At 53.5% G+C, this 25,265-nt stretch carries 19 protein-coding genes and 1 pseudogene; 18 read left to right on the top strand and 2 right to left on the bottom strand.

What is annotated here, in order from left to right; all coding sequences use genetic code 11:
• The first annotated feature begins 126 nt into the window (after positions 1-126).
• From PEL01S_RS02885 to PEL01S_RS02850, 8 genes are all read left to right on the top strand, one after another.
• Complete coding sequence (locus PEL01S_RS02885) at positions 127-2,016, top strand: PAS domain S-box protein (protein ID WP_127459187.1); 1,890 nt, start codon at positions 127-129, stop codon at positions 2,014-2,016.
• A gap of 213 nt (positions 2,017-2,229) precedes the next feature.
• The gene (locus PEL01S_RS02880) at positions 2,230-2,907 is read left to right on the top strand and encodes a response regulator transcription factor (RefSeq protein WP_063180972.1); all 678 of its coding nucleotides are present in this window, start codon (positions 2,230-2,232) and stop codon (positions 2,905-2,907) included.
• 18 nt (positions 2,908-2,925) lie between these two features.
• Complete coding sequence (locus PEL01S_RS02875; RefSeq protein ID WP_255320062.1) at positions 2,926-3,951, top strand: sensor histidine kinase; 1,026 nt, start codon at positions 2,926-2,928, stop codon at positions 3,949-3,951.
• 181 nt (positions 3,952-4,132) lie between these two features.
• Positions 4,133-4,918 (top strand): ABC transporter ATP-binding protein, encoded by a 786-nt coding sequence (locus PEL01S_RS02870; protein WP_063180908.1) that lies wholly within the window; start codon positions 4,133-4,135, stop codon positions 4,916-4,918.
• Positions 4,905-6,839 carry an ABC transporter permease gene (locus PEL01S_RS02865; RefSeq protein WP_127459186.1) on the top strand — a complete coding sequence of 645 codons (1,935 nt, stop codon included), beginning with the start codon at positions 4,905-4,907 and terminating at the stop codon, positions 6,837-6,839. Before PEL01S_RS02870 ends, PEL01S_RS02865 begins: the two co-directional genes overlap by 14 nt.
• 33 nt (positions 6,840-6,872) lie before the next feature.
• Positions 6,873-7,205, top strand: a complete 333-nt coding sequence (locus tag PEL01S_RS02860; RefSeq protein WP_063180905.1) for a YxeA family protein — start codon at positions 6,873-6,875, stop codon at positions 7,203-7,205.
• Between the two features lie 462 nt (positions 7,206-7,667).
• Positions 7,668-8,573 (top strand): chitosanase, encoded by a 906-nt coding sequence (locus PEL01S_RS02855; protein WP_174806891.1) that lies wholly within the window; start codon positions 7,668-7,670, stop codon positions 8,571-8,573.
• Between the two features lie 230 nt (positions 8,574-8,803).
• Positions 8,804-9,448, top strand: coding sequence for a DJ-1/PfpI family protein (locus PEL01S_RS02850; protein ID WP_127459185.1), 645 nt, complete (start codon positions 8,804-8,806; stop codon positions 9,446-9,448).
• Positions 9,449-9,476: 28 nt separating this feature from the next.
• Here PEL01S_RS02850 and PEL01S_RS02845 read toward each other — a convergent pair whose 3' ends face one another.
• Complete coding sequence (locus tag PEL01S_RS02845; RefSeq protein WP_127459184.1) at positions 9,477-10,694, bottom strand: metal-dependent hydrolase family protein; 1,218 nt, start codon at positions 10,692-10,694, stop codon at positions 9,477-9,479.
• A gap of 181 nt (positions 10,695-10,875) precedes the next feature.
• On the opposite strand from PEL01S_RS02845, the gene PEL01S_RS02840 reads away from it, so the two are divergent.
• From PEL01S_RS02840 to PEL01S_RS35815, 3 genes and pseudogenes are all read left to right on the top strand, one after another.
• Entirely contained in the window at positions 10,876-11,496 is a 621-nt protein-coding gene (locus tag PEL01S_RS02840) for a TetR/AcrR family transcriptional regulator (RefSeq protein WP_127459183.1), read from the top strand.
• 161 nt (positions 11,497-11,657) lie between these two features.
• Positions 11,658-13,430 (top strand): annotated as a pseudogene (locus PEL01S_RS35820) (amino acid adenylation domain-containing protein); the annotation flags it as partial.
• A 198-nt stretch (positions 13,431-13,628) separates the two neighbouring features.
• Positions 13,629-15,086 carry a condensation domain-containing protein gene (locus PEL01S_RS35815; protein WP_443093769.1) on the top strand — a complete coding sequence of 486 codons (1,458 nt, stop codon included), beginning with the start codon at positions 13,629-13,631 and terminating at the stop codon, positions 15,084-15,086.
• A 162-nt stretch (positions 15,087-15,248) separates the two neighbouring features.
• Here the strand turns inward: PEL01S_RS35815 and PEL01S_RS02830 are convergent, their stop codons facing one another.
• The gene (locus tag PEL01S_RS02830; protein WP_127459181.1) at positions 15,249-16,958 is read right to left on the bottom strand and encodes a hypothetical protein; all 1,710 of its coding nucleotides are present in this window, start codon (positions 16,956-16,958) and stop codon (positions 15,249-15,251) included.
• Positions 16,959-17,289: 331 nt separating this feature from the next.
• On the opposite strand from PEL01S_RS02830, the gene PEL01S_RS02825 reads away from it, so the two are divergent.
• From PEL01S_RS02825 to PEL01S_RS02795, 7 genes are all read left to right on the top strand, one after another.
• Positions 17,290-18,510: a helix-turn-helix domain-containing protein gene (locus PEL01S_RS02825; RefSeq protein WP_063180895.1), complete on the top strand. Its 1,221-nt coding sequence runs from the start codon at positions 17,290-17,292 to the stop codon at positions 18,508-18,510.
• Between the two features lie 48 nt (positions 18,511-18,558).
• The gene (locus PEL01S_RS02820; protein WP_127459180.1) at positions 18,559-19,578 is read left to right on the top strand and encodes an ABC transporter substrate-binding protein; all 1,020 of its coding nucleotides are present in this window, start codon (positions 18,559-18,561) and stop codon (positions 19,576-19,578) included.
• Between the two features lie 67 nt (positions 19,579-19,645).
• The gene (locus PEL01S_RS02815; protein ID WP_063180964.1) at positions 19,646-20,506 is read left to right on the top strand and encodes an alpha/beta hydrolase; all 861 of its coding nucleotides are present in this window, start codon (positions 19,646-19,648) and stop codon (positions 20,504-20,506) included.
• A gap of 68 nt (positions 20,507-20,574) precedes the next feature.
• Positions 20,575-21,357 carry a 2,3-dihydro-2,3-dihydroxybenzoate dehydrogenase gene (locus PEL01S_RS02810; protein ID WP_127459179.1) on the top strand — a complete coding sequence of 261 codons (783 nt, stop codon included), beginning with the start codon at positions 20,575-20,577 and terminating at the stop codon, positions 21,355-21,357.
• Between the two features lie 29 nt (positions 21,358-21,386).
• Entirely contained in the window at positions 21,387-22,652 is a 1,266-nt protein-coding gene (dhbC, locus tag PEL01S_RS02805) for an isochorismate synthase DhbC (protein WP_127459178.1), read from the top strand.
• Complete coding sequence (locus tag PEL01S_RS02800; protein ID WP_127459196.1) at positions 22,652-24,283, top strand: (2,3-dihydroxybenzoyl)adenylate synthase; 1,632 nt, start codon at positions 22,652-22,654, stop codon at positions 24,281-24,283. Before dhbC ends, PEL01S_RS02800 begins: the two co-directional genes overlap by 1 nt.
• A gap of 21 nt (positions 24,284-24,304) precedes the next feature.
• Positions 24,305-25,258, top strand: coding sequence for an isochorismatase (locus PEL01S_RS02795; RefSeq protein ID WP_127459177.1), 954 nt, complete (start codon positions 24,305-24,307; stop codon positions 25,256-25,258).
• The last annotated feature ends 7 nt before the right edge of the window (positions 25,259-25,265 follow it).

Genomic DNA, 25,265 nt, shown 5'->3' with positions numbered 1-25,265 from the left:
CGCCATTAGCGCAGGTGGCGGGAGTGTTCAAGTTTCAGTGCACCCAGTAATGGGTAAATACCTTAGGAAGTGTGTCATTTGACCGAAATAACGAAGTTATTTGTAGAACCTACGGAGGTAAGCCGCATGCATCGCGTGAATTTGAACCAAGTCACCTTCAATCAACAAGTGTTTGACCATGCTTCTTTTGGCATTTCCCTTGTTTCGCCTGATGGTCTTATTTTAACGGTCAATCCCGCAATGGAAAAGATGTTGGGCTATGCCAAAGCGGAGTTTGACGGCAAGCGAATAGGCGACTTTACTCACCCCGATGAAGCGCAAGCCGACATTGACGATCTAAAGGCGCTATTGAGCAATGACGGTGAAGTACAGATGGAAAGAAGATACATCAAAAAAAATGGCGAGATCATGTGGGGACTGTTATCCATCAAGCTTTTTTGCGACGAGACGGACACTCCTTTGTATTACATTACCCAAATGATTGATATCACGAAACAAAAAGATTCGGAGCGACGGCTCCAGGAGTCCGTCGAACGGTATACTTCGCTCAAAAAATACAACCATGATGCCGTCATTTCCTTTGGCCTCGACGGCCGCATTATTAATGCCAATACCATGGCCGAGAAGTTGACCGGGTACTTGATCGAAACGGAATTGATCGGTATGAAGCTTGCGAATCTGATCGGAAATGAAAATGTAAGCAAGATACTTGAAAAGTCCCTTTACGATAATTCAATTGAGCATGACATTGACATGCTGGTTACCAAAGATGGTAATACCGTTGAAGTGCTTGCAAGTATAGCGCCGATTTTTGTAGGCGGGCATAATATCGGGTTTTACCTGATTTGTAAGGACATATCTGAACAGAAAAAATTGCTGCTGGCCAAGGAGACAGCCGAGGCCACCAATAAAGCAAAGAGCGAGTTTTTGGCCATGATGAGCCATGAAATCCGTACACCCATGAATGGGGTGGTCGGAATGACGGATATTTTGCTGGATATGACAGATTTAAGCGAGGAGCAGCGGAGCTGTATAGAAGTGATCCGCAAAAGCGGAGAGACCCTGCTCAGCATCATTAATGACATCCTTGATCTTTCCAAAATCGAAGCCGGGCGAATCGAGCTTCAAGAGGAGATTTTCGATCTGCGAAGATGCATCAAAGACAGCTTTTCCGTCATTTCCGGCAGAGCTGAAATAAAAAACTTAAACCTGACGTACACCCTCAATCACGATGTTCCCGACTATATTTATGGCGACCCCGAGCGACTGAAACAGGTGCTGATCAACCTGTTGGGCAATGCTGTAAAATTTACACACAAGGGCAGTATATCGGTAAAAGTGGAGCAGCGGAAGGGAGATTCGGACAAGCTGGTCTTTACCGTTACGGATACGGGGATGGGCATTGATCCCGCGTGGCTTAACCGCATATTTGAGCCGTTTGCGCAAATAGGCAGCCTAATGACCCGCAGATACGAAGGCACCGGCCTTGGTCTTGCAATCAGCCGGAGGCTGGTCCGTATGATGGGCGGAGAAATTCACGCCGTCAGTGACGGCAGCAACGGATCGTCGTTTATTTTCACCATCAGGCTTAAGGAAGCTCCGGAACTTCCAAGCGAGCAGGGGGTTGAGCCGATGTCAAATAACGCGATCAAGACGAGCATCTTGCTCGCTGAAGACAATCCGATCGATCAACTTGTGATGAGCAAAATGCTTGAAAAAATGGGGCATAAGGTTACCGTCGTCACAAACGGTAAAGAAGCGGCTGAAGCCGTCCATAAAGAGCATTTTGATATCATTTTTATGGATCTGCATATGCCCGCTCTGAATGGCCTCGAGGCAACACAAATCATAAAAAAGAGTCTCCAAGAGAAGAGCCCCCGAATCATTGCCGTCACGGCTAACGCCTTGAAGGGCGATCGGGAAAAATGCCTGGCGGCTGGTATGGATGAGTATATCAGCAAGCCGGTCAAGAGAGAGACCGTTATGAAGCTTTTGCGTCAGTTTGCCCTCGTTTAATGGACGGTTACCTGCCGGTTCATAGAAAAGAGGATCGTTACGATGATACTCAGCTTGTCGAGGGGCACCACGCAGCAAACCTGTGTGAGACGTTTTATTAACGTCGCATATAGGTTTTTTGTTATTGACATTCTATGCATTGTTATCGCCCGAATTGTTCTCCCCCTTCTTTTCAATTAAACTATTTTAGAAAGGAAGTGTATTGGAATGGACATGAGCATTTTTATTGTGGAAGACGATACCTCCATCTTCGATTCACTGAAGGAAAGATTAGAGAAGTGGTCTTTTCGTGTTGCAGGACCCGATCATTTCCATGATATTATGGGGCCTTTTATAAAGGAGCAGCCTCATCTTGTCATCCTGGACGTTCAACTCCCAAAGTACGACGGCTTTCACTGGTGCCGGGAAATTCGAGCGGTATCGAAGGTGCCGATTCTTTTTATATCTTCGCGGGATCACCCGATGGATATGGTCATGGCCATGAATATGGGAGCGGATGACTACATCCAGAAGCCGTTCAACATGGAGGTGCTGTTTGCCAAAATTCAGGCTGTCCTTCGCCGCACGTACGCTTATATGGAAGAAACGGCTGATATTATCGAATGGAACGGCGCGCTGATCGATATGAAACGCGGCGTCATCCGCCTGGACGGCCAAGAGGTCGAATTGACGAAAAACGAATTTTTCATTCTTGCCGTGCTCGTGAAGGCGAAGAACGAGATTATCGCGCGCCATGACCTCATACGAAAGCTATGGGAAGACGAGCAGTTCGTCAACGATAATACCCTGACCGCGAATATCACGCGATTACGCCAGAAGCTGGCTATCCTCCAATTGGAAGACGCCATCGTAACGAAAAAAGGATTAGGCTACATGGCCATCACTTTATAGGGGAGGAACGCGAGAGGGGTGTTTATACGCTACGTTGGCAGTATGAAAAGTTGGATTTTGCTGTTTATGATGCTGCTTGGTTTTACAGACTTGCTTATTTGGCTGGATAAAGGCATCCATATACAAATTAGCTCCATCGTTTATTTGAATACCTTGTTTCTTCTTTCGTTTATCGGATTCTTCCTGTGGCGTTATCGAAAAGAGACGAAATATGCGGCTGCGCTTGCGGCACTCCACCAAGAGATGAATGACGACTGGATCGAAACCTTGCCGATGGCCGAAAATGTACGGGATGAGGTAACGAGTGAAGTATTGCGTGCCGCAGATCTCCTCTTTAGACGAAAACTGTCCGAATGTAAAAAGGCGCACCTCATCGAAAATGAGTACATGGCCTCTTGGGTGCACGAAGTAAAAGCGCCTCTCACCGCCATGAAGCTGATCATCGATGCCAATCGCAGCGATCCGGCGATACGCAAAATCGAAGCGGAATGGTTACGGATCTATTTGCTTATCGATCGGCAGCTGTACATTACGCGTCTGCCTTCCCTGGAGTCGGATTATGTTTTGGAAGCAACCGCGATTCAGCGGCTTGCCGCGAAAGAAATCCGCGATTTGGCCTCGTGGTGTGTGGAGAAGAACATAGCGGTCGACTTCGAAGGGGAGGATACGGAGGTCATCACAGACAGCAAATGGTGCCGGTTCATGATCCGGCAAGTATTGACTAACGCTGTGAAATACAGTCCGGATGGCGGAACGATCGTGATTTGGACTGAAATGACGGAGGCTGGCCATGTCATACTCGCCATCAAGGACGAAGGGCCCGGAATTCCGGCGCACGACCTGCCCCGCATTTTTGACAAAGGATTTACAGGCGGAAACGGAAGACTTCAAAATGCAGCGACCGGCCTTGGATTGTATCTTGCGCAGACTGTTGCCGCCAAAATCGGGATTACCCTGGAGGCGCAATCCGGACCGGGTAAAGGAACCGTTATGCGTATGATTTTCACTGCGAAAAATGACTTCGAATCCATCCGAACCGGATGACCAATAGACAAACATACCTGGCAGTCGGGATATTCCTGACTGCTTATTTTATGGAAAATAGCAACCCTGTAGCGGAACATGACAATATTGTCACATTACCGTTCCCGTTTATCATCTAAAACGTGCGACAAAGCTTGAGGGACACCTTACAATAAGGCTATCGCAAACTCGGAGGTTAAGTATGAATCACATATATACGCAAAAAACGATGCTGCACGCTCACGATGTCCGCAAATCATACGGGACAAAGGGAAGCGCCCAGCAAGTGTTAAAAGGCATCGAGCTTCGTGTCATCGAGAGTGAATTTGTCGGAATCATGGGACCATCCGGATCGGGTAAGACGACCCTGCTAAATGTTCTCGCCACCATCGACCGCCCGACAGAAGGAACGATTCTTATCGAAGATACGGACATTTCCAACATGAAAGATGCCGAACTGTCCGCTTTCCGCCGCGATAAACTGGGTTTCATTTTCCAGGACTATAATCTGCTTGATACGCTGACGGTCAAGGAAAATATTCTCCTTCCCGTCTCCCTTGGAAAGATGAATAAAAAGGAAGCGGAAGAAGAGTTCCGTACCATTGCCAATATTCTCGGCATCAACGACCTGGCGGACAAATATCCGCATGAAATATCGGGCGGCCAAAAACAGCGGACTTCCGCCTGCCGCGCGCTCATTCACCGGCCGGCAATCTTATTCGCCGACGAACCGACGGGTGCGCTTGATTCCAAATCGGCTTCCTCGCTGCTCGGAACGATGGAAGCTCTCAATCAAAAACGGAAGGTCACCATTGTGATGGTCACCCACGATCCAGTGGCTTCAAGCTATTGCAGCCGTGTTGTCTTTTTGAAGGATGGCATGATCTATTCCGAATTATACCGCGGCGACAAAACGAGGCAGGCCTTCTTCAAGGATATTATGGATGTGCAGGCTGTTCTCGGGGGTGACACGGTTGACGTTATTTGAGCTTGTCGCCCGCAGCATGCGGAAAAATATTAAACACTATTATCTTTACTTTTTTGCGCTCATCTTTAGCACGAGTCTGTATTTCGTCTTTGCCACGTTACAGCATGACTCATCCATTGTCCGTACGTCGGGCTCGGATGTAAACTTCACTACTTCGTTCCAGGTGGCGGGAATTTTGCTCCTGCTTATTGTGGCCGTGTTTACGGTTTACGCGAACCGCATCTTCCTGAAACGCCGCAGCAGGGAAATCGGGTTATATCAATTGATAGGTTTGACCAAGAAGGGGGTAGCCCGTCTTCTTATCATCGAAAATGCGCTGCTGGGTGCGGGCGCGCTTCTATTAGGTATCGGCAGCGGCGCGCTCGTATCGCGTCTGTTCCTGCTCATTCTTATGAAGCTTCTGGGATTCAAAGGATTTATCGCGCTGACGTTCTCCGCTCCGGCCGCGCTTCAGACGGTTATCGTGTTTGCCGCGCTGATTGTGCTCACTTCGGTCCAGATGCTGCTAACAGTTTATCGCAGCACCTTACTCCAGCTGTTTCATGCGGATCAACAAGGCGAGCATCCCAAAAAGCCGAATTCCATCGTTGCGGCATTCCTGGCTTTATTGGGCATCGTGCTCATTGGATACGGCTATCGGCTTTCGGGACACATGGTGAACGACATGCTGTTTTTTAACATGCTATTGGTCCTCCTATCGACCATCTTGGGTACGTATCTTCTGTTCCGCGTCACGATTAGTTGGTTTTTCTATATGTTCCGGAGGAGCAAAAACGGACATCTCGGACTGGCCAACAGTTTGTCCCTCGCCCCGCTGATGCACCGGATGAAAGCGAATGCCAACTCGCTAACCTTAATTACCGTGCTGTCGGCGATGACGCTCACGATGGTCGCGATGGCCTACTCGCTTTATTTTTCTGCGGAAAGCGATACCCGGATCTCGCTGCCGTACGATTTTATTTTCGAGAATAGCGAGAAGGATTCAAGGTCGTTTAACGAGGAGCTGAAGAAGGAGGGAATAACCTTCGTTCATAAACCGGTTGAAGCTGTGCGGCTGATGGGCAAAATTTCCGACCCGGACAATCGTTCAGAAAGCGATGTCCAAGGGCTGCTCTTTTTCCCTGCCGAACAGCTTCTGGAAGCCGGAGCGGACGTCAAGGTGCCCGGAAAAGGAGAAGCGGTTCTTTACAACGGCCGGGCAAATCTCGAAGGAAAGAACAAGGAAGAGGGAAAGAATTTTTTAAAAGAGATTAAGCCGGGGAAAAACGGAGGTACGGAGACGCTTCGGCTGACAGGGCTTGTCATTAAGTTTGTCATGAATTATAACGTGCATGGCGCTCAACTGGTGACAGCGGAATCAACCTTTAAGGAACTCAGGGAGAGCATGCGGCCCTCATCCGATTTTGAAGCGGTTCGTTTTGATACGTACCAGATTCCAGACAAAAAGGAGCGTGCCAAGGCATCCGGTCTATATGCGAAGTATAAAAAGGAAGATAAATTTATGCCCGATTTCCATACGCAATACGAAGCTTCTCTCCAGTCGTTCGGGTTATTCATCTTCATTTCGGGATTTCTCGGACTCGTCTTTCTCATTTCGACCGGCAGCATCCTGTATTTCAAGCAAATGACGGAAGCGGAGCAGGAGAAGAGGAGCTTTATGACCCTGCGGCAGCTTGGCTTTGACGTGAATGCCATCATGAGGGGAATTGTGCGCAAGCAGCTATTCGTCTTCGCCATCCCGCTCTTGATCGGGCTCTTGCATTCCGTATTTGCCGTCAAAGCGGCATCCATCTTAGTAATTTCCAGCATCGTCGTACCATCGGCGATTGCGATGGGAGTGTACGCATTGATTTACTTTGTGTTTGCCGTTCTAGCCGTGGGCTATTACAGAAACATCGTCAAAAATGCCATGAGAGCATGAATAAAGGGTGCAAGGGAAAGGAGAAGACAAACCATGAAAAAAGGCGGCGCGATAGCAGCTTTAGTCATTGTGATTCTGGCGGTTCTGGTTGGTGTAAAGTACAGGGACGTAGTCGACCGCTTCAACCCCTTAATTACAAAGGAATATGTTTATGTCCAAATTACGAAACCGGGAGAGCCTGACCAGGGCCGATATAAGTACGTGTTGACCGGTTACAATGCCCAGGGGGAAAAGAAAGAGGTAACGTTCACGGCAAGCCTTCCGTTATTGCAGGGGGCGTATCTAAAAGTACTGGCAAAAGGCGCTTACGCGCAAGAATGGGAAAAAGTGAACGAAGAAGATATTCCCAAAGCGATCAAGTGGTAACACATGCATCGATGACGTGCTCAGGAACGACTGTTCCATGGGCGCGTTGTCTTTTTTGGATATTTGAATCAAGCGGAAGCCATATTTATTAAAAAAGCGTCTTCACAATATCCGAAGATGATGGTAATCTTGGAAGTAAGAGGTTTTTGCGTGAGGTTAAAAGTGATTCGGTGTTGTACGCAACACTGAGCAGCTTTTCAAATACGACAACTCTTTTAACCCAAAAATATAAACGTTTATATTTTGATCGGAGAAAGTCGAGGGTAGTTTAGGGTTTTATGTTATAAACGAAGAAGGGAGGGGAGGCGTAGCTTGTAAAGGGCTGGTTAACCCATATTCAAAAGTATAAACGTTTATACTTTTTTGGAAAGAAAGGAGAAGGAGCATTAGATTTGAATTGCCTGTAAAGCGGCAAGCAGCCTGTTGTTTATTCATGCGGTCAACATTTTTAGGAGGGATTACATGCATATGTCCAATGCTAGACCATCCAAAAGCCGGACCAAATTTCTGTTAGCCTTTCTTTGTTTTACCTTAGTGGCTTCCTTGTTTGGCGCAACCGCTTTGTTCGGGCCATCCAAAGCAGCCGCAGCTTCTCCTGACGACAATTTCTCCCCGGAAACCCTGCAATTTCTTCGCAATAATACGGGGCTCGATGGCGAGCAGTGGAACAACATCATGAAGCTCATCAACAAACCGGAGCAGGATGATTTGAACTGGATCAAATACTACGGGTATTGTGAAGACATTGAAGATGAGCGCGGGTATACGATCGGTCTTTTCGGTGCTACTACAGGCGGCTCCAGAGATACCCATCCCGATGGCCCGGAACTTTTCAAAGCCTATGACGCCGCCAAAGGAGCCAGCAACCCGTCGGCTGATGGCGCATTGAAGCGACTTGGCATTAACGGAAAAATGAAAGGCTCGATTCTGGAAATTAAAGATAGCGAAAAGGTGTTCTGCGGCAAGATTAAAAAGCTTCAAAACGATGCGGCTTGGAGAAAAGCCATGTGGGAAACATTCTATAACGTGTATATCCGGTACAGCGTCGAACAAGCGCGCCAGCGCGGTTTTACCAGCGCGGTGACGATCGGATCGTTTGTCGATACGGCGCTGAATCAAGGCGCTACCGGCGGCTCGAATACGCTTCAAGGCTTGCTAGCCCGTTCCGGCAGTAGCTCGAACGAGAAAACCTTTATGAAGAATTTCCATGCCAAACGTACCTTGGTTGTGGATACCAACAAATACAACAAGCCACCTAACGGTAAAAACCGTGTAAAACAATGGGATACTCTCGTGGACATGGGCAAAATGAATCTGAAGAACGTCGATTCCGAGATTGCTCAGGTCACAGACTGGGAAATGAAGTAAGCTGCTTCATTTTTGTAGGACCCGTTATCAAGGACGGTCGCATTTTGCGGCCGTCTTTTTCAAATATAATTCCGGCTGTAACCGGCAAAGGGTAAAAACCCGGGAGAGCGGCTTTCGGTTTTTTTAGCTCTTTAGAGCTATCCGGGATTCATCACGTCGACACAGACATACCCTACATATGTATGGTATATTTCGTTTGCGGTGAATGAATCATTAAAGGAGAGATGAGCGTGGAAGTCGCAATCATGCTTTACGATGGAATCACAGCCTTGGATGCCATTGGTCCGTATGAAGTATTTTCTGCCACAATGAAATGCAACGTGAAGTTTATCGCCAAGAAAAAAGGGATCGTTCAACTGGACTCCAAAATGGGGTATTTGCATGCCGATTACAGCTTTTCCGAGATGACTGCAGCCGATATTCTTGTCGTTCCCGGCTGCAGTCCGCCGAACTATAAAATTCCAATGAACGACGAAGAAACGTTGGAGTGGATTCGCCAAATCCACGGGACCGCAAAATGGACTACGTCGGTTTGTAACGGCTCTTTGATTTTGAGCGCTGCAGGCTTGTTGAACGGAGCGGCGGCCACTTGCCATTGGGGCTCCTTCGACCTGCTTCGTTCACTTGGAGCCATTCCGACAGACGAGAGAGTGGTTCGCCATGGTCAAATCGTAACGGCAGCCGGCGTCTCCTCCGGTATCGATATGGCGCTTCAATTGGCGGCATGGGAATTCGGGGAAGATACGAGTAAAGCGGTCCAATTAATCTTGGAATACGATCCTCAGCCTCCGTTTGATACGGGTTCGTTAAAGAAAGCGCCGGCGCCGTTGATTGAGCGGGTAAGAGAGGTGCTTCAAGAGCTTTCAAAGCAATGAAGTCCGCCTTCGTCAGCTATCCTCTCGATTATTTCAACCGTTTGCCGCCCACATAGACTTGTTCGATATTCGCGGTATCCGTCAGCACGTTGATATCCTGGAGCGGGTTGTTGGAAACAATGAGCAAGTCCGCTTTTTTGCCGGGCTCGACGGTGCCTACGGAATCTTGGAGCGCGAGTGCGGCGGCCGCGGTTTTGGTAGCGGCAATGATTGCTTCCATCGGGCTTAACCCGACCTCGCTGACCAGCAAACTGAGCTCCATGGCATTTTGGCCGTGTTCCACCGGAGTTACGCCCATGAGGTCGGTACCCGTTGCAATTTTGACGCCGGCCCGGTATGCCTTTTGCAGGTTTTGCGTATGAACTTGTTTTAGGAGCTGGGCTTTCCGTAAGGTCGATTCGGGCAAGCCTATGCGCGAACCATGCGCAACCAGAAGGCTGGTAATGGTCATGGTAGGAACAAGGATAGCATCCCGGTCGAGCATCAATTCGATGGCTTCGTCATCCATCAGAATGCCGTGCTCGATCGTCTTCACCCCCGCCCGCAGCGCATTTTTGATACCCAGCGTACTATGGGCATGAGCGGCGACATAGGAGCCGACCGCGCCCGCCTCGTAAACAATCGCTTCCAACTCTTCGAGGGTAAACTGGGGCGCCCGGGGATCGTCCTTTTCGGATATTACGCCTCCCGAAGCGCATACCTTGATAAAATCGGCGCCTTCGCGGAACATGGTCCGCGCCGCTTTGCGGCTTTCCGCCACGCCGTCGCAAATATACCCGTAAGAATTAAACTCCGGAGGCAGCATATGCAGATCCCCGTGTCCGCCCGTTTGGCTTAGCAGCTTATACGACGCTTTAATTCTTGGTCCTTCATATTCGCCTTCCGCAATGAGATTGCGTACATGCAGAGCGATATGACTGCCCACGTCTCTGACGCTTGTAAATCCCGCCTCGATTAATTTTTTCGTATCGTTCAGCGCCCGGCCCACAAGCAGCTCGGGAGAGGTAAACGAAGCGGAAATCGGGTTCGGCGTCCTGACGCCGACCAAATGCACATGAGCGTCAATCAGTCCGGGCATGATCACTTTACCGCCGATCTCCTGTACGCGGGTGTCCGGTGGCAGATTTGCTTCGGAAGCTTTCCCGATCCGGACAATTTCGTCATCACGGATCAAAACTCCCGAATCCTCCATAACTCCGCCATTCCCGTCAATCAAGGTGCCGCCTTTGAAGAAAACATGTGACATAAACCTTGCTCCCCTCCAACTTGAATTTTTCCGACATTGTGTTGGAAATCGTGAAACTTAAGCCTTATTATAACGATTATAGGAGGGCGTTCTACCGTTAATTTGCCGCGATTTATCGGAAATCGTACAAAACGAACGCAAATGTAGGGGAAAGCGAAAAAGTTCAACAAAGGAGGAGCACATGTCGCATTCAGGCAGAGCCATGGACCGCAGAATTAAACGGACCCGGCAAGCGATCCAAGAAGCGCTCGTATCACTGATCGCCGAGAAAGGGTTTGACTCTTTGACGATTCAGGATATTATCGAGCGGGCGGATATCAACCGGTCCACGTTTTATTATCATTATGAAGATAAGCAGGACCTCCTGCAGCAAAGCATTCGTGAAATGCTGGAGCAAGCCGTTACAGAGATCGAGTCGGCCAAAAACAGCGTCCAAGCTGCGGGGACATCTTACAAATACAATCCGATGCCAAGATTCGTATGCCTGTTCGAGCACATTCATCGGAATCGGGAATTTTATCGGGTCATGGTCGGGCATGTCCCGGACTTCATTTGGAAAACCATCGAAATGATTAAGGAGCATATTCTTAAAGATATAACCCTGCTTCAGGCCGATCCGCAAAAGCTTCAAGTGCCCGGTCCGTTCCTCGCTCATTATTCCGCGGGCGCCCTGATGATGGTCATTAAGGGGTGGCTCGATAAGGATTTGCCCTATTCCGCAGACTTTATGGCCCAGCAGCTGACTAAAATTATGCGTTCCGGGTTATATTCGGTGGCCGGGATCCAATTGTCGGAAGAATAATGGATGCACGCTTTGTTGGACAAAAAAGGAACAATAGTGTTAATCTTACACTTAGAAATGAAAGAGTAAATAAATAACAACGTTGTACGATATAGGAATGTCATTTCGCTATCGGCAATCGTCCGCAAATGGAAGATAGATGAACGGAGGCAACAACGATGCAGGAGGAGGCGCAATTGCTGCAAATGATCGGCAACAGGGCCGGATACCCGAGGGAGAAGACGATCTTTCAACTATTCGAGGAACAGGCGGAGCGCACGCCGGACCAACCGGCTCTCGTATTCGGGGACCGGCAGCTGACGTATGCCGAGCTGAACGAGCGGGCCAATCGGTTGGCCTGGACCTTGCGGGCGGAAGGAGTGCAGCCGGATCAACCAGTCTGCATCATGATCGAACGTTCCTTGGACCTGATCGTGGGCCTCTTGGCCATCTTGAAAGCCGGCGGCGCGTACGTGCCGATCGATCCCGGTTACCCGGCGGAGCGCATCCGCTACATGCTGGACGATTCGGGCGCGAACATTTTGCTTACCCGGGGCGGGGTATCGGGACATCCGGACTTTAGCGGGAGAACGGTACGTTTGGATGATCCGCAAGCTTACGACGGGAACGGATCGAACGTCAAGCCTGCAGCGGGGCCGAATCATTTGGCCTATGTCATCTATACATCGGGTTCGACCGGCAAGCCGAAAGGCGTGATGGTCGAACACCGCAGCGTCGTCCGGCTGGTGAAACATTGCAACTACGTCGCACTGGGTGAAACGACGCGAATTTTGCAAACGGGCGCTATCGTTTTCGACGCCTCCACGTTCGAGATTTGGGGAGCGCTGCTGAATGGCGGACGGCTTTATCTCGTGAACAACGAGGTCATCTTGCACGCGGAAAAGTTGAAGGAGGCGATCCGGCGCTACGAGATTACGACGATGTGGCTTACCTCGCCGCTCTTTAACCAATTATCTCAGCAGGACAGCACGCTGTTCGGCGGCCTGCACACGCTGCTCGTCGGAGGCGACGTCCTATCGGTGCCGCACGTCAATCTTGTGCTGCGGGATAACCCCAGGCTCGCTATCGTGAACGCTTATGGCCCGACAGAGAATACGACGTTCTCCACGACGCATCCGATCGTCGGAGTGCAGACGGAACCGGTGCCAATCGGCCGTCCGATCCGCTATTCGACAGCCTACGTGACCGACCGTTCGATGAAGCTGCTGCCCGTTGGAATATGGGGCGAGCTTCTCGTCGGCGGGGATGGTGTTGCGCGCGGGTATTTAAACCTTCCCGAGCTCACGGCGGAGAAGTTCGTCGACAACCCCTATCGGCCGGGAGAGCGGTGTTATCGCACGGGCGATTTGGTCCGGTGGCGTTCCGACGGCACGCTGGAATACAAAGGCCGGATCGACGGCCAGGTGAAAATTCGCGGCTACCGGATCGAGCCGGGCGAGATCGAGTCGCAGCTCGCGAAAGTGGAAGCGGTCCGGGAAGCCATCGTGGTCGCTCGGGAGGACGAGAGCGGGCAGAAGCAGCTATGCGCCTACTTTGTGGCGGACCGCGCGTTCAGCGCAAGCGAGGCGCGAAGCGCTCTGGCGCAAAAGCTGCCGGACTACATGATCCCGTCCCACTTCGTGCAGCTGGAGCAGATCCCGCTCACCATCAACGGCAAGGTGGACCGCAAGGCGCTGCCGTCTCCGGAAGACAGGCTGGACACCGGCGCAGAGCATGCCGCTCCCGCGACGGAGCTGGAAGCCAAGCTGGCGGAAATTTGGCAGCGGATATTGGGCGTTCCGAACCTCAGCGTCTTGGACGGCTTCTTCGATCTCGGCGGACATTCGCTGAAAGCGCTAGCGTTGATGGCGGAAATGGAGAAAGCGGGATGCTACGTTACCTTAACCGATATTTATCACTATAATTCGATCCGCGCGCTGGCCGCTTACCTTCAATCGGCCACGGGGCAGGAACATCTTCAGGAACATCTTATCGAAACGAAAGAAGAACTGATCTCCTGGCTGCACCGGGAAACGGAGAGCGTATACGAGCTAGTCTCGTACCGCGTGCGGGATTTTCTGCACGAAACGAAAGAGATTTACGTTCTTTACTGCGATACCGCAGGGGAGGACCGCGTTGAAAGTCTCGTACGGATGATGAACGGCAAAGTGGCCAAAGCGCTCTTGCCCCACTATATCGTGCCTCTGCATCAAAGGATCGAAACGGACCCGAATCAAACGATCGACGAAGAGGTCTTTTGCCGCCGTCTCGGATTAACAAGGATGGAAGCGGATGAGGTCGCAGTTGTTCGCGGGCAGCTTCAAGACGATTACGAGCAAACGGACCGGTGGATCAAAACGGGGCAAGTGACGCGCGAATACCCGCTTGGGGCGATACAACAAATGCAAATTAAGTTCCACACGCCGCCCAGTCTGGTTTTCTTCAAGCTGGACGAATATGCGGATTACGCGCTTCTGGAACGGGCTTACGCGTGGCTCGTACAACATCAAGGTCAGCTGAGAAGCGTTCCCGTCCAAGGGGAGCCGGGTATATGCTGGAAGGAATACGCGTTTCCTTCCACACGCTCGCCGAAGCTTAGCCTCATCGACGTTTCGGGCCGTGATCCGAGCGGCCCGTTTATGGACATGCTGCAGGATTTCGTTGAAAACACCCGGTACGTCGGGGACCATATTTTGTATCAGATGGTCGTGCTGAAACGAAACCTGCGCGAGCACTACGTCATCGGGCTCCTGCATCATGTCCTTTGCGACCGGGTGACAACGGAAGTCATCGAGCGGCAGTTGGTCTCTTGCTACAGAAGTCTGCTTCAGGGCCAAGCTCCGCCTTCGGAGGAAGTAAAGCCGTTTGCGCAATATGTGCATCAAATTCAGCATGGCCCCAGAGGCATCACGGAACAGGAATGGATCTCGGCCTTTGAGCTGGAAACGTTTCAACGGAGCAAACGGGACATTTTGCGGCGGATGGCGCATCGAACGAGTGACGAAGCTTTGTTGTTTAACGTAAATATTCCGGCGAAGGAGCACTCTTTGGGGGCTGCGCTTTCCGTCTATACCAAGGGGCTGCAAGCCTATTTGGCGGCAAATCATCTGCCCTTGCTGTTCCTGTATGACGGTCGAAGGTACGAAGAGGCGTCGTATTACAATACGGTCGGGGAATTTATCGATTTCGTGCCTCTCTTGATCGATGCGCGGCTGCATCAGGACGAGATGCTTCGTACCGTAAGAACCCGGCTGGACCTTCTAAAGGACAACAACATCAATTTTATGCACCTGCTTACCGACCCCGCTTGCCGTGGCCATTGGGACCGAACCAAGGAGCTCGTGCAGTTTGGGGAGCAGTACGAGTACCTCGATCTGTTCATGTTTAATTATTTGGGCAACAGCACCAAAGAGCATTTGCAGGAAAGCCTGTTTGATGATACCGTCGTGAAGCAGCCGAATCCGCTGCCGATTTATTCGCTGTTCAACTGCATCGCCGCGTCTCACGCCGACGGCTTCATTTTCTCCATTCGCTGCAGCTACAAGATAGACGTGGAGGAAGTCCGGACAGCGTTTCACGAGGCGGCATGTGCGGAATACGGAAAATGCTGACTGCCTCGCCCCAAAAGCAGTCATTTGAGCTGAATAAGCTGACCGGAGAAAAGCAACGGTTCGAAGCGACGTTGCTTGTTTCTCCGGTCATTTTTATGCCTAGCTTTCTCTATTTCATCCTAGCGTGTGGCCTGATAGGGGATGAATGTTTAGCGTGCAGTTTCAGGCAAACCGGGTTCGGGTCAACTTATATTTAAAGCCAGCCGTGGTATTTGCCAGATATTCGCTAACAATCCAATCGTTATGACCTTGCCAGGTCTGTCCTAACGCCCGACCAAGCTGGAGCTCGTCAGGAGAAAAATAGTCTGTCGTTTCTTCAAATTCTGGCAAAAATTGAGGTGTTTGCGGTTCCGTATCGGAATCGGAAAATTCCACTTCCTCGTCGCTTGCGAAAAAATGCTGCTGAGGCAAATCGTCCGGATCGATTTTGTTTTCGTCGGTATAATCATTCCAACCGCCGGCATCTTCTTTTTCACTGTAAACCGGGGCATATTGATCGAATGAGGCGGCCTTCAAAGGCTTACGATCCTGGGAAGCGGAGGCATAATATTTTTTGCCTGGAATGTCCAGCCCGCCTTTGGTCGTACCGGAGTCCAAAGTAAGTTCATTGACCTCGAAATATACCCCTTTCTCTTTACGGGTCGGCGTCTCGAATTGCGTACGTCGGCCATGCTGCCCTACATCATACTGCTCCGGACTCATGGCAGATGGAATCGTTCCACTTGGAAGTGGTTCCTGTTCTTGGTCCGTTGTGCGAATGCTGTTGCTTTTGCTCGCCTTGAAAACTTGCTTCTCGCCTGACCCCAAGATCAATCTTGTCTTCTTGCTTGGTTTCGTGATGGTATCTTCATAGGCTTGTTGATGGCCACGGGTCGCTTGAGGCGCTTTCTTGGTCTTCTTTTTCTTGTAGTGGTTATTCCGATCCGTAAGGTGCGCGCTGGAAGTTCCGATGGAATCTTCAGCGAAATCTTCTAACGTTGCTCCTCCATATTCCGATTTACGCTTGCCGGAAGGGCGGCTCTTGATATCCGTATCGGTGAAGCTGGAAACCGGGTTGGAACCGGCGTGGGCGGTCCAGTGAGCTTTACCGCTTTTTTTCTCCTCAATGACGGTTAACGACATTTCGTCCAGTTCCTGTTCCTGGGATGCGGTGAGATCTTTGCTCTGAAACAGTTCATATTGATTGGTCATCGGGTTCCTGGTCCATTGCACTGATTTTTCATCCAGGCCTTCGTGGGACATTGGATAAAAGACGGGCAGCATTCCCTTGTTTTCAGGCTTGTTGAAATGGGCATTATCGGTGACGGGACCGATTTTCTTGTGATTTCGGTAGAAAGCTGTCCGGTTTTTCCTACGCTTGGCTTTTTCCAGATTTTTGGGGTCTACGGCCGTGATTTTCGGCATTTTGGCAGGATCGGTGTCTCCGCCGACATGGGCATAAAAAGAAGCCTGATCCGCATAATCGTAAGTTTGGGTGCGATCCTCATGCTGGCTTCGGACTTTTGTTTGTTGATCGGGGGGAAGGTTTTTAAAATCATCGTCCTCCTCGTCCAGCTTGGCAAGGGCTCCCTTATATGTTACGAGTCTTTGTATGGTGTCCGTCCGTGTTGCATTGGAATGAGATGCGCCGGAGTTGGCGCCGTTGCGATGTCCTTCTGTCGCAGCCTTCAATAGCTGTGCCGTATGCCGGTTGCCGAAGGTTCGCTGCAGGTAAGCGACATCCCGCGTCAAGGAAGAACCGGAAGAAAGCATGACCCTTTGCTGTATGGAGTGAAGGTCCATGGTTTGCTCGATGGTTTTGCTCCGATCATTCCCGGCGGTGTTCTTTTGTTTTGACCTCGTATCGGCCTCTGTAGACGGCAGCTTCTTCACGAAAGGCACGCCCTTCCTTAGTAGTGGACTTTATGATTCCCATTGTATCAAAAAACAAAGACGGGTCCAGCACGAAAGAGATACGTCTTCACCGAAGGGGCGCCGTTATCGCCGTTATTTCTGCATGTTCGGAAATGACGATTAAATTAATATCAAAGTTAAGACCGGGTGGCGATTCCATATACATGGACATCAGGACATCCTCTTTCGGAGGTTGAAAGAATATATTTTCTTGAACGGGATTGACTGGAAATAAAGGGATATGATACCTTACTGATAATGATTATCATTATCGAAAAGTCATCATGTGGATACCGGGAGGAGGGCTATTATGCTTCAAAAAGAAAGGCTGCCGAGGGAACGAACCGCGTCTGCGAGGAGCCGGAGTCCGAAGAAAAGCCTGATTGAAATCCGCGAGTTTATGAATGAGCACTATAACGAGCCGCTATCCATCGGACAGTTGGCGCAGATGGCCAATATTACCCCCAAATATTTTGTGGATCTCTTCAAGAAAACGTACGGGCAGAGCGCGATGGATTATTTGACGGACCTCCGGATTAGCCGGGCCAAGCGTTATTTGATGGAATCGGAGGAGCGGTTGCGGGAAATCGCCCAGAAGGTGGGGTACAAGGACGAGTTTTATTTCAGCCGCAAATTCAAGAAGGAGGTGGGCGTATCCCCCTCCGACTATGTCAAAAAAGCCAGGCAGCAAATCGCCGCATGCTCTTCCTCGGTCACCGGTCAGTTGCTGGCGCTGAATATTATGCCGGCGGCGGCGCCGCTCGATTCCAAGTGGACTCCTTATTACTATAACGCCTATAAAGAGCGGATCAAGCGCCCGCTCAAGCTGACGGACCCTTATACGAGCTGGTCGTTCGAGGAAAATTTGGGGACGCTGGCGCAGACTCGCCCCGACGCGATTATCGGCACCGACCGGCTGGGCGAGAACGAGAAACGGAAGCTGGAGGACATCGCGCCGTCTTTCTTCGTTTCGGCGGAGCGGGACGGATGGCGGGAGCAGCTTCGGCTGATCGCCGGATTTCTGGAGCAGGAGGACAAGGCGGAGCAGTGGATCGCCGGCTACGAACGGCGGGCGGAGCTGGCCCGGGCGCACATCGGCGAGGCGCTCGGCGACGACGGTATTCTGGTTCTGCGTATTTTCGGGCAAGGTCTTCATGCTTATTGCAACCGCGGCATGGAAGACGTGCTGTGCCGGGATTTAAAGCTGAACTTGGTTTACCGGGCAGAGCCGTCTGGTCACCTGCCGCTTACAATGGAACGGCTTGCGGAGCTGAATCCCGACCGTCTACTGCTCCTCGTATGTCCCGAGGCCGCTTCGCGGGCGTATTGGCTGGCGCTCCAGCATTCGGCGGCATGGCGTCAGCTCCAAGCCGTCCGAAACGGGCAGGTACACTTGATTTCCTCGGACCCCTGGTTCGAGTATTCCGCCGTGTCCGTTGCGCGGATGCTGGATGAAGCGCAGCTCTTGTTTACAGGGAATTGTCCAAATTCATTACAGGATAGCGTCCATGGTGCCCGCTTCGGCCCATGATGTATAATCCTCGTGAATGAGAATTATTATCAACGAAGGAGAGATTCCATGCGTGTCATGCTTCATCGATTAAGACTGGCGGGCAGGTTGCCGATGTCCGTCTTGCTGTGTCTCGTCATAGCGGGTGGACTGCTGGCCGGCTGCGGCACGGCGAACAAGGGGGCAACCCCTGCGCCGGAGGCCAATACAAACGACAAAAGCGCTGCCACAGACGGCGGCAAAAGCCAGGCCCCTGCCAAAGAACAGGTCGTCAAGGACGAGCTGGGACATGAGGTCAAGGTGCCTGCCGTGCCGCAGCGGGTTTTTGCCCCGTATCTGGAAGACTCCTTGCTGAAGCTGGGGATCAAGCCGGTCGCGCAATGGTCAAGCGGTACGCAAGGGCAAGATTATTTGCAGCAGGAGCTGAGCGGCGTTCCACGGCTCGATTTCTCGGGCGGCCCCCCTTCTCCCGAGGTGCTGATGGCTTATAATCCCGATTTGATCATTTTGCAAAATAACAGCTATTCGGGCAACGGCAATTACGAGAAGTACGCCAAGGTTGCGCCGACGTACGCTTTTACGAATGCCTCCGGCGATGTGGAGGAATCGCTTACGACCCTAGGGAGCCTGCTTGGCAAAACCGCGGAAGCGGAGCAGGCGCTGAAAGCGTATCGTCAGAAGGTGCAGGAAGCCAAGGGGAAGCTGGATCAAGCCGCAAAAGGGAAAAAGGTGGCGGTCATCCGCTTCGCAGCCAGGGGCGTGAGCCTGATGGGCGGGAACTACATGAGCGGACAGGTCCTGTACCAGAAGCTCGGCTTGGGCAAGCCCAAGCTGGTAGAGAAGGAGAACAGCGCCGCCATTTCCCTGGAAATTCTACCTCAGTTGGACGTGGACTATATTTTCATCATCAATCAATATGGTCAGGGCACAGAGCGGATAAAAGAAATTACGGACAGCCCGATTTGGAAGGCGATGCCTGCCGTCAAGCAGGGACAGGTGTTCGAGGTGAGCGATAAATATTGGCTCGGGAATGGCTTGATCGCTTACGAGAAAATTATTGACGATACGGTCAAGCATTTGGTCAAATAAGTGAAATTCGCCGATGAACGGAAGCGTGGCGGTTCAGAGCGTAAGCATTGAAGGAGATGGAAGCATAGTGGCGTTCAAGCCGAACGAACAAAGCGAAGTAACGCTGAAAGACCTCGCGCGCAGCAAAATCGAAATTCCGTGGGCAGAGACGTGGACGATGAAATCGCGCGATCATCACCGGAGGTACCAGATCCTCGTGGCGAAGCCTCCGGAGGCCCCGCCTCCTGCCGGATTTCCAGTCATTTATTTGCTGGATGCCAATTCGGTGTTCGGCACGATGGTGGAAGCCGTGCGGCTGCAGAGCCGGCGGCCCGACAAAACCGGGATCGTCCCGGCGGTGATCGTCGGGATCGGGTATCCGGTGGACGGACCGTTCGCGCCGGAGCGGTTTTACGATCTGACGCCGGCGCCTACGAAGGAATATTTGAACCGAGCGGACAGCACGCCGCTTCCCGAGCAAGGCGGCGCCGCTCATTTCCTGAAATTCATCGAGGAAGAATTAAAGCCGCAGATCGAAGGCGAGTTTCCAGTGGACCGCAGCAGACAGACGATTTTCGGACATTCGCTCGGCGGGTTATTTGTGCTGTACGCGCTGTTTGCGAAGCCGCATGCGTTTCAAAGCTATATCGCGGGCAGCCCGTCGCTGCACTGGAACGAGCCGTTTCTGCTTGAGGCGGAGCGGGAATTTACGAGAGGATGGCAGCCTACGGCGAGCCGGATCGAGCTGCTGCTCGGTGTAGGCGAGCTGGAGAAGACGCATGTCTCGCGTAACTGCAACCGCGCGCTGGCGCTCTCGGAACGGCTGGCCGCCTTGTCCGGGCGCGGATTGGATGTGGAATATAAGGAGTTTGAAGGCGAGGGGCACGTCTCGGTACTGCCCGTGCTGATCAGCCGGGCTTTGCGGCTGGCGCTTCGGCCGAAACCGTGACGGCGGCCGAGCTACAGATGCAGGAGAAGCAAGGACAGCGAGATTAGGGGAAGGACGGAGATGAAGAGGTGGAGCTTGGAATCAAAGGAAAAGTCGCGCTTGTCACCGGAGCGGCTCAAGGCATCGGAGAAGCCGTGGCGCGTGCGCTGGCTGAGCTCGGGGCTTCGGTGGCCGCCGTCGACCGCAATGCGGACGGGCTGGACCACCTTGCAGCAGAGCTGAAAGCCCGGGGCTATCAGGCTGCGGCTTATCCGGCAGACGTCAGCGATAGCTCGGCGGTAGAGGACGCGGTAGAACGCATCGAGCGGGAGCTGGGGCCTATCGGCATTCTCGTCAATGTCGCCGGGGTGCTCCGGATGGGGCCTATCGAATCGTACAGCGACGAGGACTGGGAGGCGACATTTGCCGTCAACACGAAAGGCGTGTTTTACGTATCCCGCGCCGTCGTTCGACGCATGGCCTTCCGGCGATCCGGGGCCATCGTGACCGTAGGGTCGAATGCCTCCGGGGTACCGCGCATGCATATGGCGGCTTATGCGGCCTCCAAGGCGGCGTCGACGGTGTTCACCAAATGTCTGGGGCTGGAGCACGCCCGGCACAATATCCGCTGCAATATCGTTTCGCCGGGCTCGACCGATACGGCGATGCAGCGTCTGCTGTGGGCGGATGATTCCGGGGAGCAGGCGGTTATCGCGGGCTCGCCGGAGTCGTTCCGGCTGGGCATTCCGCTCGGAAAGCTGGCCAGACCGTCCGATATTGCGGATGCGGTCGTTTTTCTCGTGTCCGACCGGGCGGGTCATATTACGATGAGCGATTTGTGCATCGATGGCGGTGCAACGCTGGGAAAATAAATTCATTCTAAAAGAGGGGAATGATGGACATGGTGAATCTGGAAACGGTTCCTGCCGCATGGGCCTCCGAACTGATCGATATGTACGAAGCCGGCTCATCGTTTTTCCTGGCCTCGCCGCAGCGTACGCTGCTGGCGAAAGGAGAGGCGGCGAGGCTGTCCGTGCAGGGAGGTGCGGATCGGCCCAAAAGCTTGCCGCAGCACGTGGCCGAGCTATTGGCCCGCACGCAATTTGCCGGCGGGGCGCCTTCCGTTGTCGTGGGAGCGATTCCCTTCGATCCCGCGAAGCCTGCGGAGCTGATCGTACCGCAGACGGCCCGGTGGGCGGGCAAACTGCAGTTGAACAGCGAGGCTGCGGACAGGCACAGGCAGCCCGATGCCGAGGATTATAAGCTGCGCCCCGTGCCGGAGCCGGAAGTCTACGAGCAGAGCGTGAGCCGGGCGTTGGCGCGTTTTCGGAAGGGGGATCTCCGCAAGGTCGTTCTTGGGAGAACCCTGCATTTGACGCTGCCGGTGAAGGTTGATGTCAACCGGCTTCTTCACAATCTGGCCCGGCATAATCCGCACGGTTATACGTTCGCGGTAAACCTGGCGCCGGGAGAAGCCCGGGCCGCATGGAGGCCGGACAAGTCGAACGGTCAGGAGCCGCGAACGCTGATCGGCGCCAGCCCGGAGCTGCTCGTGACCAGAACGGGAGGGCGGCTGAAGGCGAATCCGCTCGCGGGCTCCGCGCCCCGCAGCAGTGATCCGGTCGAGGATCGGCGGAGGGCGGAGGCGCTCCTCGCCTCGGCGAAGGACCGGCATGAGCATGCGGTTGTGATCGAAGCCGTCGCCGACGCGCTGCGCCCCTATTGCAGCCGCTTGGACGTACCGCGCGAGCCTTCGCTCGTACAGACATCCACGATGTGGCATCTGTCCACGGTCGTTACCGGAGAGCTGGCCGATCCTTGGGCATCGTCGCTGGAGCTGGCTTTGGCGCTGCACCCGACACCGGCGATTTGCGGGACACCGACCGATTTGGCGCAGGAAACGATTCGCGAGAGCGAGCCGTTCGACCGGGGCTTCTTTACGGGAGCGGTCGGCTGGTGCGATGCGAGCGGCGACGGGGAATGGGTCGTGACGATTCGCTGCGCCGAGGTGGAAGGGCGCGAGCTGCGGCTGTTCGCGGGCGCGGGGATCGTCGAAGGATCAAGCCCGCAAGCCGAGCTAGCGGAAACGTCCGCCAAATTCCGGACGCTGCTGCAGGCTATGGGGCTCAATCAGCCGCAGCCGGCAGTCGTAGGGGGGGATCAATGATGCGTTCGCAATATCCTTCATGGCCGAAAGAGCTGGCGGATTTTTACCGGGAGACCGGCTGCTGGCAGGGCGAGACGTTCGGCGAAATGCTGCGCGGGCGCGCCGCCGCTTACGGGGATCGCATCGCGGTCGTCAGCGGAACGAGCCGGATCAGCTACGCCGAGCTGGATGCGAGAGTCGACCGGTTGGCCGCCGGATTTTACAAGCTTGGGATTCGGCAGGACGACAAGGTGATTTTGCAGCTTCCGAATATAGCGGAGTTTATCGAGGTATGCTTTGCGCTGTTTCGTCTGGGCGCGCTGCCGGTATTCGCTCTTCCGCTTCATCGCAGAAGTGAGATCGTTTATTTTTCCGAGTTTACAAATGCGAATGCTTATATTATTCCGGATGTCGAAGCGGGCTTCGATTACCGGGAGCTGGCGGCGCAAGTACAGGAGCAGGTACCGACGCTGCGCCATGTCATCGTAGCGGGCGATCCCGGGAAGTTTACGGCGCTGCGCGACCTGTACGCCGATCCGCTGCCCGATTTGCCGGGGCCAAGCTCCTACGACGTGGCGTTTCTTCAGCTGTCGGGCGGCAGCACGGGGCTGCCGAAGCTGATTCCGCGCACGCACGACGATTATATCTACAGCTTGCGGATGAGCGCCGAAGTGTGCGCACTCGACGAGCAGAGTATCTATCTTGCCGTGCTTCCCGCGGCCCACAATTATCCGCTGAGCTCCCCGGGCGTGCTGGGCACGCTCTACGCGGGCGGACGCGTCGTGCTGTCCCGCGGCTCCAGCCCGGACGAAGCGTTCCCTCTCATCGAGCGGGAACGCGTCACGATCACCGCCGTCGTGCCTCCGCTGGCTCTCGTCTGGCTGGACGCCGCCGAGTCGCGCCGCAGCGACCTTTCGTCGCTTCGGCTGTTGCAGGTCGGCGGGGCCAAATTCAGCGCGGAGGCCGCCCGTAAGGTCAAGCCGATGCTAGGCTGCACTTTGCAGCAGGTTTTCGGGATGGCGGAAGGGCTGGTCAACTATACCCGGCCGGACGATCCCGAGGACATTGTGGTGAATACGCAGGGCAGACCGATGTCACCTTATGACGAGATCCGCATCGTGGATGACGAGGATGAAGAGGTCGCTCCCGGTCAGGTCGGGCATCTGCTGACGCGGGGCCCTTATACGATCCGCGGCTATTACAAAGCCGAAGAGCACAACGCGAGGGCGTTCACGGCGGACGGCTTTTACCGCACAGGGGATATGGCCAGAATGACGCCCGAGGGCTATCTTGTCGTCGAGGGCCGGGCCAAGGACCAGATCAACCGCGGCGGCGACAAGGTGGCGGCGGAGGAGGTCGAGAATCATCTTCTCGCTCATCCGGGCGTACATGATGCCGCCGTCGTATCGATGCCCGACGCTTACCTTGGCGAGCGCAGCTGCGCCTTTATCGTCCCGTATTCACCGGCGCCTTCTCCAGCTGAGCTCAAAGCGTTCCTGAGGGAGCGGGGGCTGGCCGCTTACAAAATCCCGGACCGGGTGGAATTTATGGAGTCGTTCCCCCGAACCGGGGTTGGCAAGATTAGCAAAAAGGCGCTTCGTGAACTGATAGAACAGAAGCAGCAGGCTCTAGCTGCGCCTCCGATAAAATAACGTGAGAAAAGAGGAGATACGATGGCTCTTCCTGCCATAACGCCTTATCCGATGCCGACGGCGTCCGACCTGCCCGCCAACCGGGTGAATTGGACACCCGATCCGAAACGTGCGGTTTTGCTGATTCATGACATGCAGCAGTATTTCGTGGATGCTTTCACGGAAGGGGCATCCCCAGTGATCGAGCTGCTGGAGAACATCCGCACGCTCCGAAACGCTTGCGACGAGCTGGGCATACCGGTCGTCTATTCCGCCCAGCCGGGCGGACAGACGCTGGAGCAGCGCGGATTGCTGCAGGATTTCTGGGGTCCCGGGATCAATGACGGGCCCTATCAGAAGCAAATCATCAAGGAGCTGCCGCCGGGCGAGCGCGATATCGTGCTGACCAAATGGCGGTACAGCGCCTTTCAGAAGACCGATTTCCGCGCCAGACTGACCCAGCTTGGCCGCGACCAGTTGATCGTATGCGGCATTTACGCTCACATCGGCTGCCTTATGACTTCTTGCGAAGCGTTTATGCAGGAAGTGGAGCCTTTCTTCGTCGCCGATGCGGTGGCGGACTTTTCGCTGGAGAAGCACCGGCTGGCGATCACCTACGCGGCCGAACGCTGCGCGGTTGTCATGACAACGGAGCGTTTGATCAAGGCGCTCCGCGGTGAAGCGGGAGAGCCGGAAGCCGCATCGGAAGCGGCTCCGGCGGCGGAAAGCGGGTCGCTGACCAAGGACGGCTTGCGGGAGCTGGTGGCGGACTTGCTGCAGGAAGCTCCGTCGTCCATTGCAGAGCATGATAACTTGATTACGCATTGGGGGCTGGATTCGATCCGCATCATGAGTTTGGCCGAACGGTGGCGGCGCTCCGGGGCGGAAGTCACTTTCGTGGAACTGGCGGAGCGTCCGACGCTGGCCGATTGGTTCGCTCTGCTGTCCGCCCGCCTGAGCAGGACTTTACCGAACGGAGATTACATAACGACATGAAGGAGGG

Source organism: Paenibacillus elgii NBRC 100335 (assembly GCF_004000865.1).
Lineage (GTDB): Bacteria > Bacillota > Bacilli > Paenibacillales > NBRC-103111 > Paenibacillus_G > Paenibacillus_G elgii.
The sequence above is the reverse complement of the archived record's forward strand: the minus strand, read 5'-3'. Positions and strand labels throughout refer to the sequence as shown.

Excerpts from the sequence above, each read along its gene's own strand:
- PEL01S_RS02885 (WP_127459187.1), top strand. The coding sequence starts at position 127 with ATGCATCGCGTGAATTTGAACCAAGTCACCTTCAATCAACAAGTGTTT.
- PEL01S_RS02880 (WP_063180972.1), top strand. The coding sequence starts at position 2,230 with ATGAGCATTTTTATTGTGGAAGACGATACCTCCATCTTCGATTCACTG.
- PEL01S_RS02870 (WP_063180908.1), top strand. The coding sequence starts at position 4,133 with ATGAATCACATATATACGCAAAAAACGATGCTGCACGCTCACGATGTC.
- PEL01S_RS02860 (WP_063180905.1), top strand. The coding sequence starts at position 6,873 with ATGAAAAAAGGCGGCGCGATAGCAGCTTTAGTCATTGTGATTCTGGCG.
- PEL01S_RS02855 (WP_174806891.1), top strand. The coding sequence starts at position 7,668 with ATGCATATGTCCAATGCTAGACCATCCAAAAGCCGGACCAAATTTCTG.
- PEL01S_RS02845 (WP_127459184.1), bottom strand. The coding sequence starts at position 10,694 with ATGTCACATGTTTTCTTCAAAGGCGGCACCTTGATTGACGGGAATGGC.
- PEL01S_RS02840 (WP_127459183.1), top strand. The coding sequence starts at position 10,876 with ATGTCGCATTCAGGCAGAGCCATGGACCGCAGAATTAAACGGACCCGG.
- PEL01S_RS35815 (WP_443093769.1), top strand. The coding sequence starts at position 13,629 with ATGATGAACGGCAAAGTGGCCAAAGCGCTCTTGCCCCACTATATCGTG.
- PEL01S_RS02825 (WP_063180895.1), top strand. The coding sequence starts at position 17,290 with ATGCTTCAAAAAGAAAGGCTGCCGAGGGAACGAACCGCGTCTGCGAGG.
- PEL01S_RS02820 (WP_127459180.1), top strand. The coding sequence starts at position 18,559 with ATGCGTGTCATGCTTCATCGATTAAGACTGGCGGGCAGGTTGCCGATG.
- dhbC (WP_127459178.1), top strand. The coding sequence starts at position 21,387 with ATGGTGAATCTGGAAACGGTTCCTGCCGCATGGGCCTCCGAACTGATC.
- PEL01S_RS02800 (WP_127459196.1), top strand. The coding sequence starts at position 22,652 with ATGCGTTCGCAATATCCTTCATGGCCGAAAGAGCTGGCGGATTTTTAC.
- PEL01S_RS02795 (WP_127459177.1), top strand. The coding sequence starts at position 24,305 with ATGGCTCTTCCTGCCATAACGCCTTATCCGATGCCGACGGCGTCCGAC.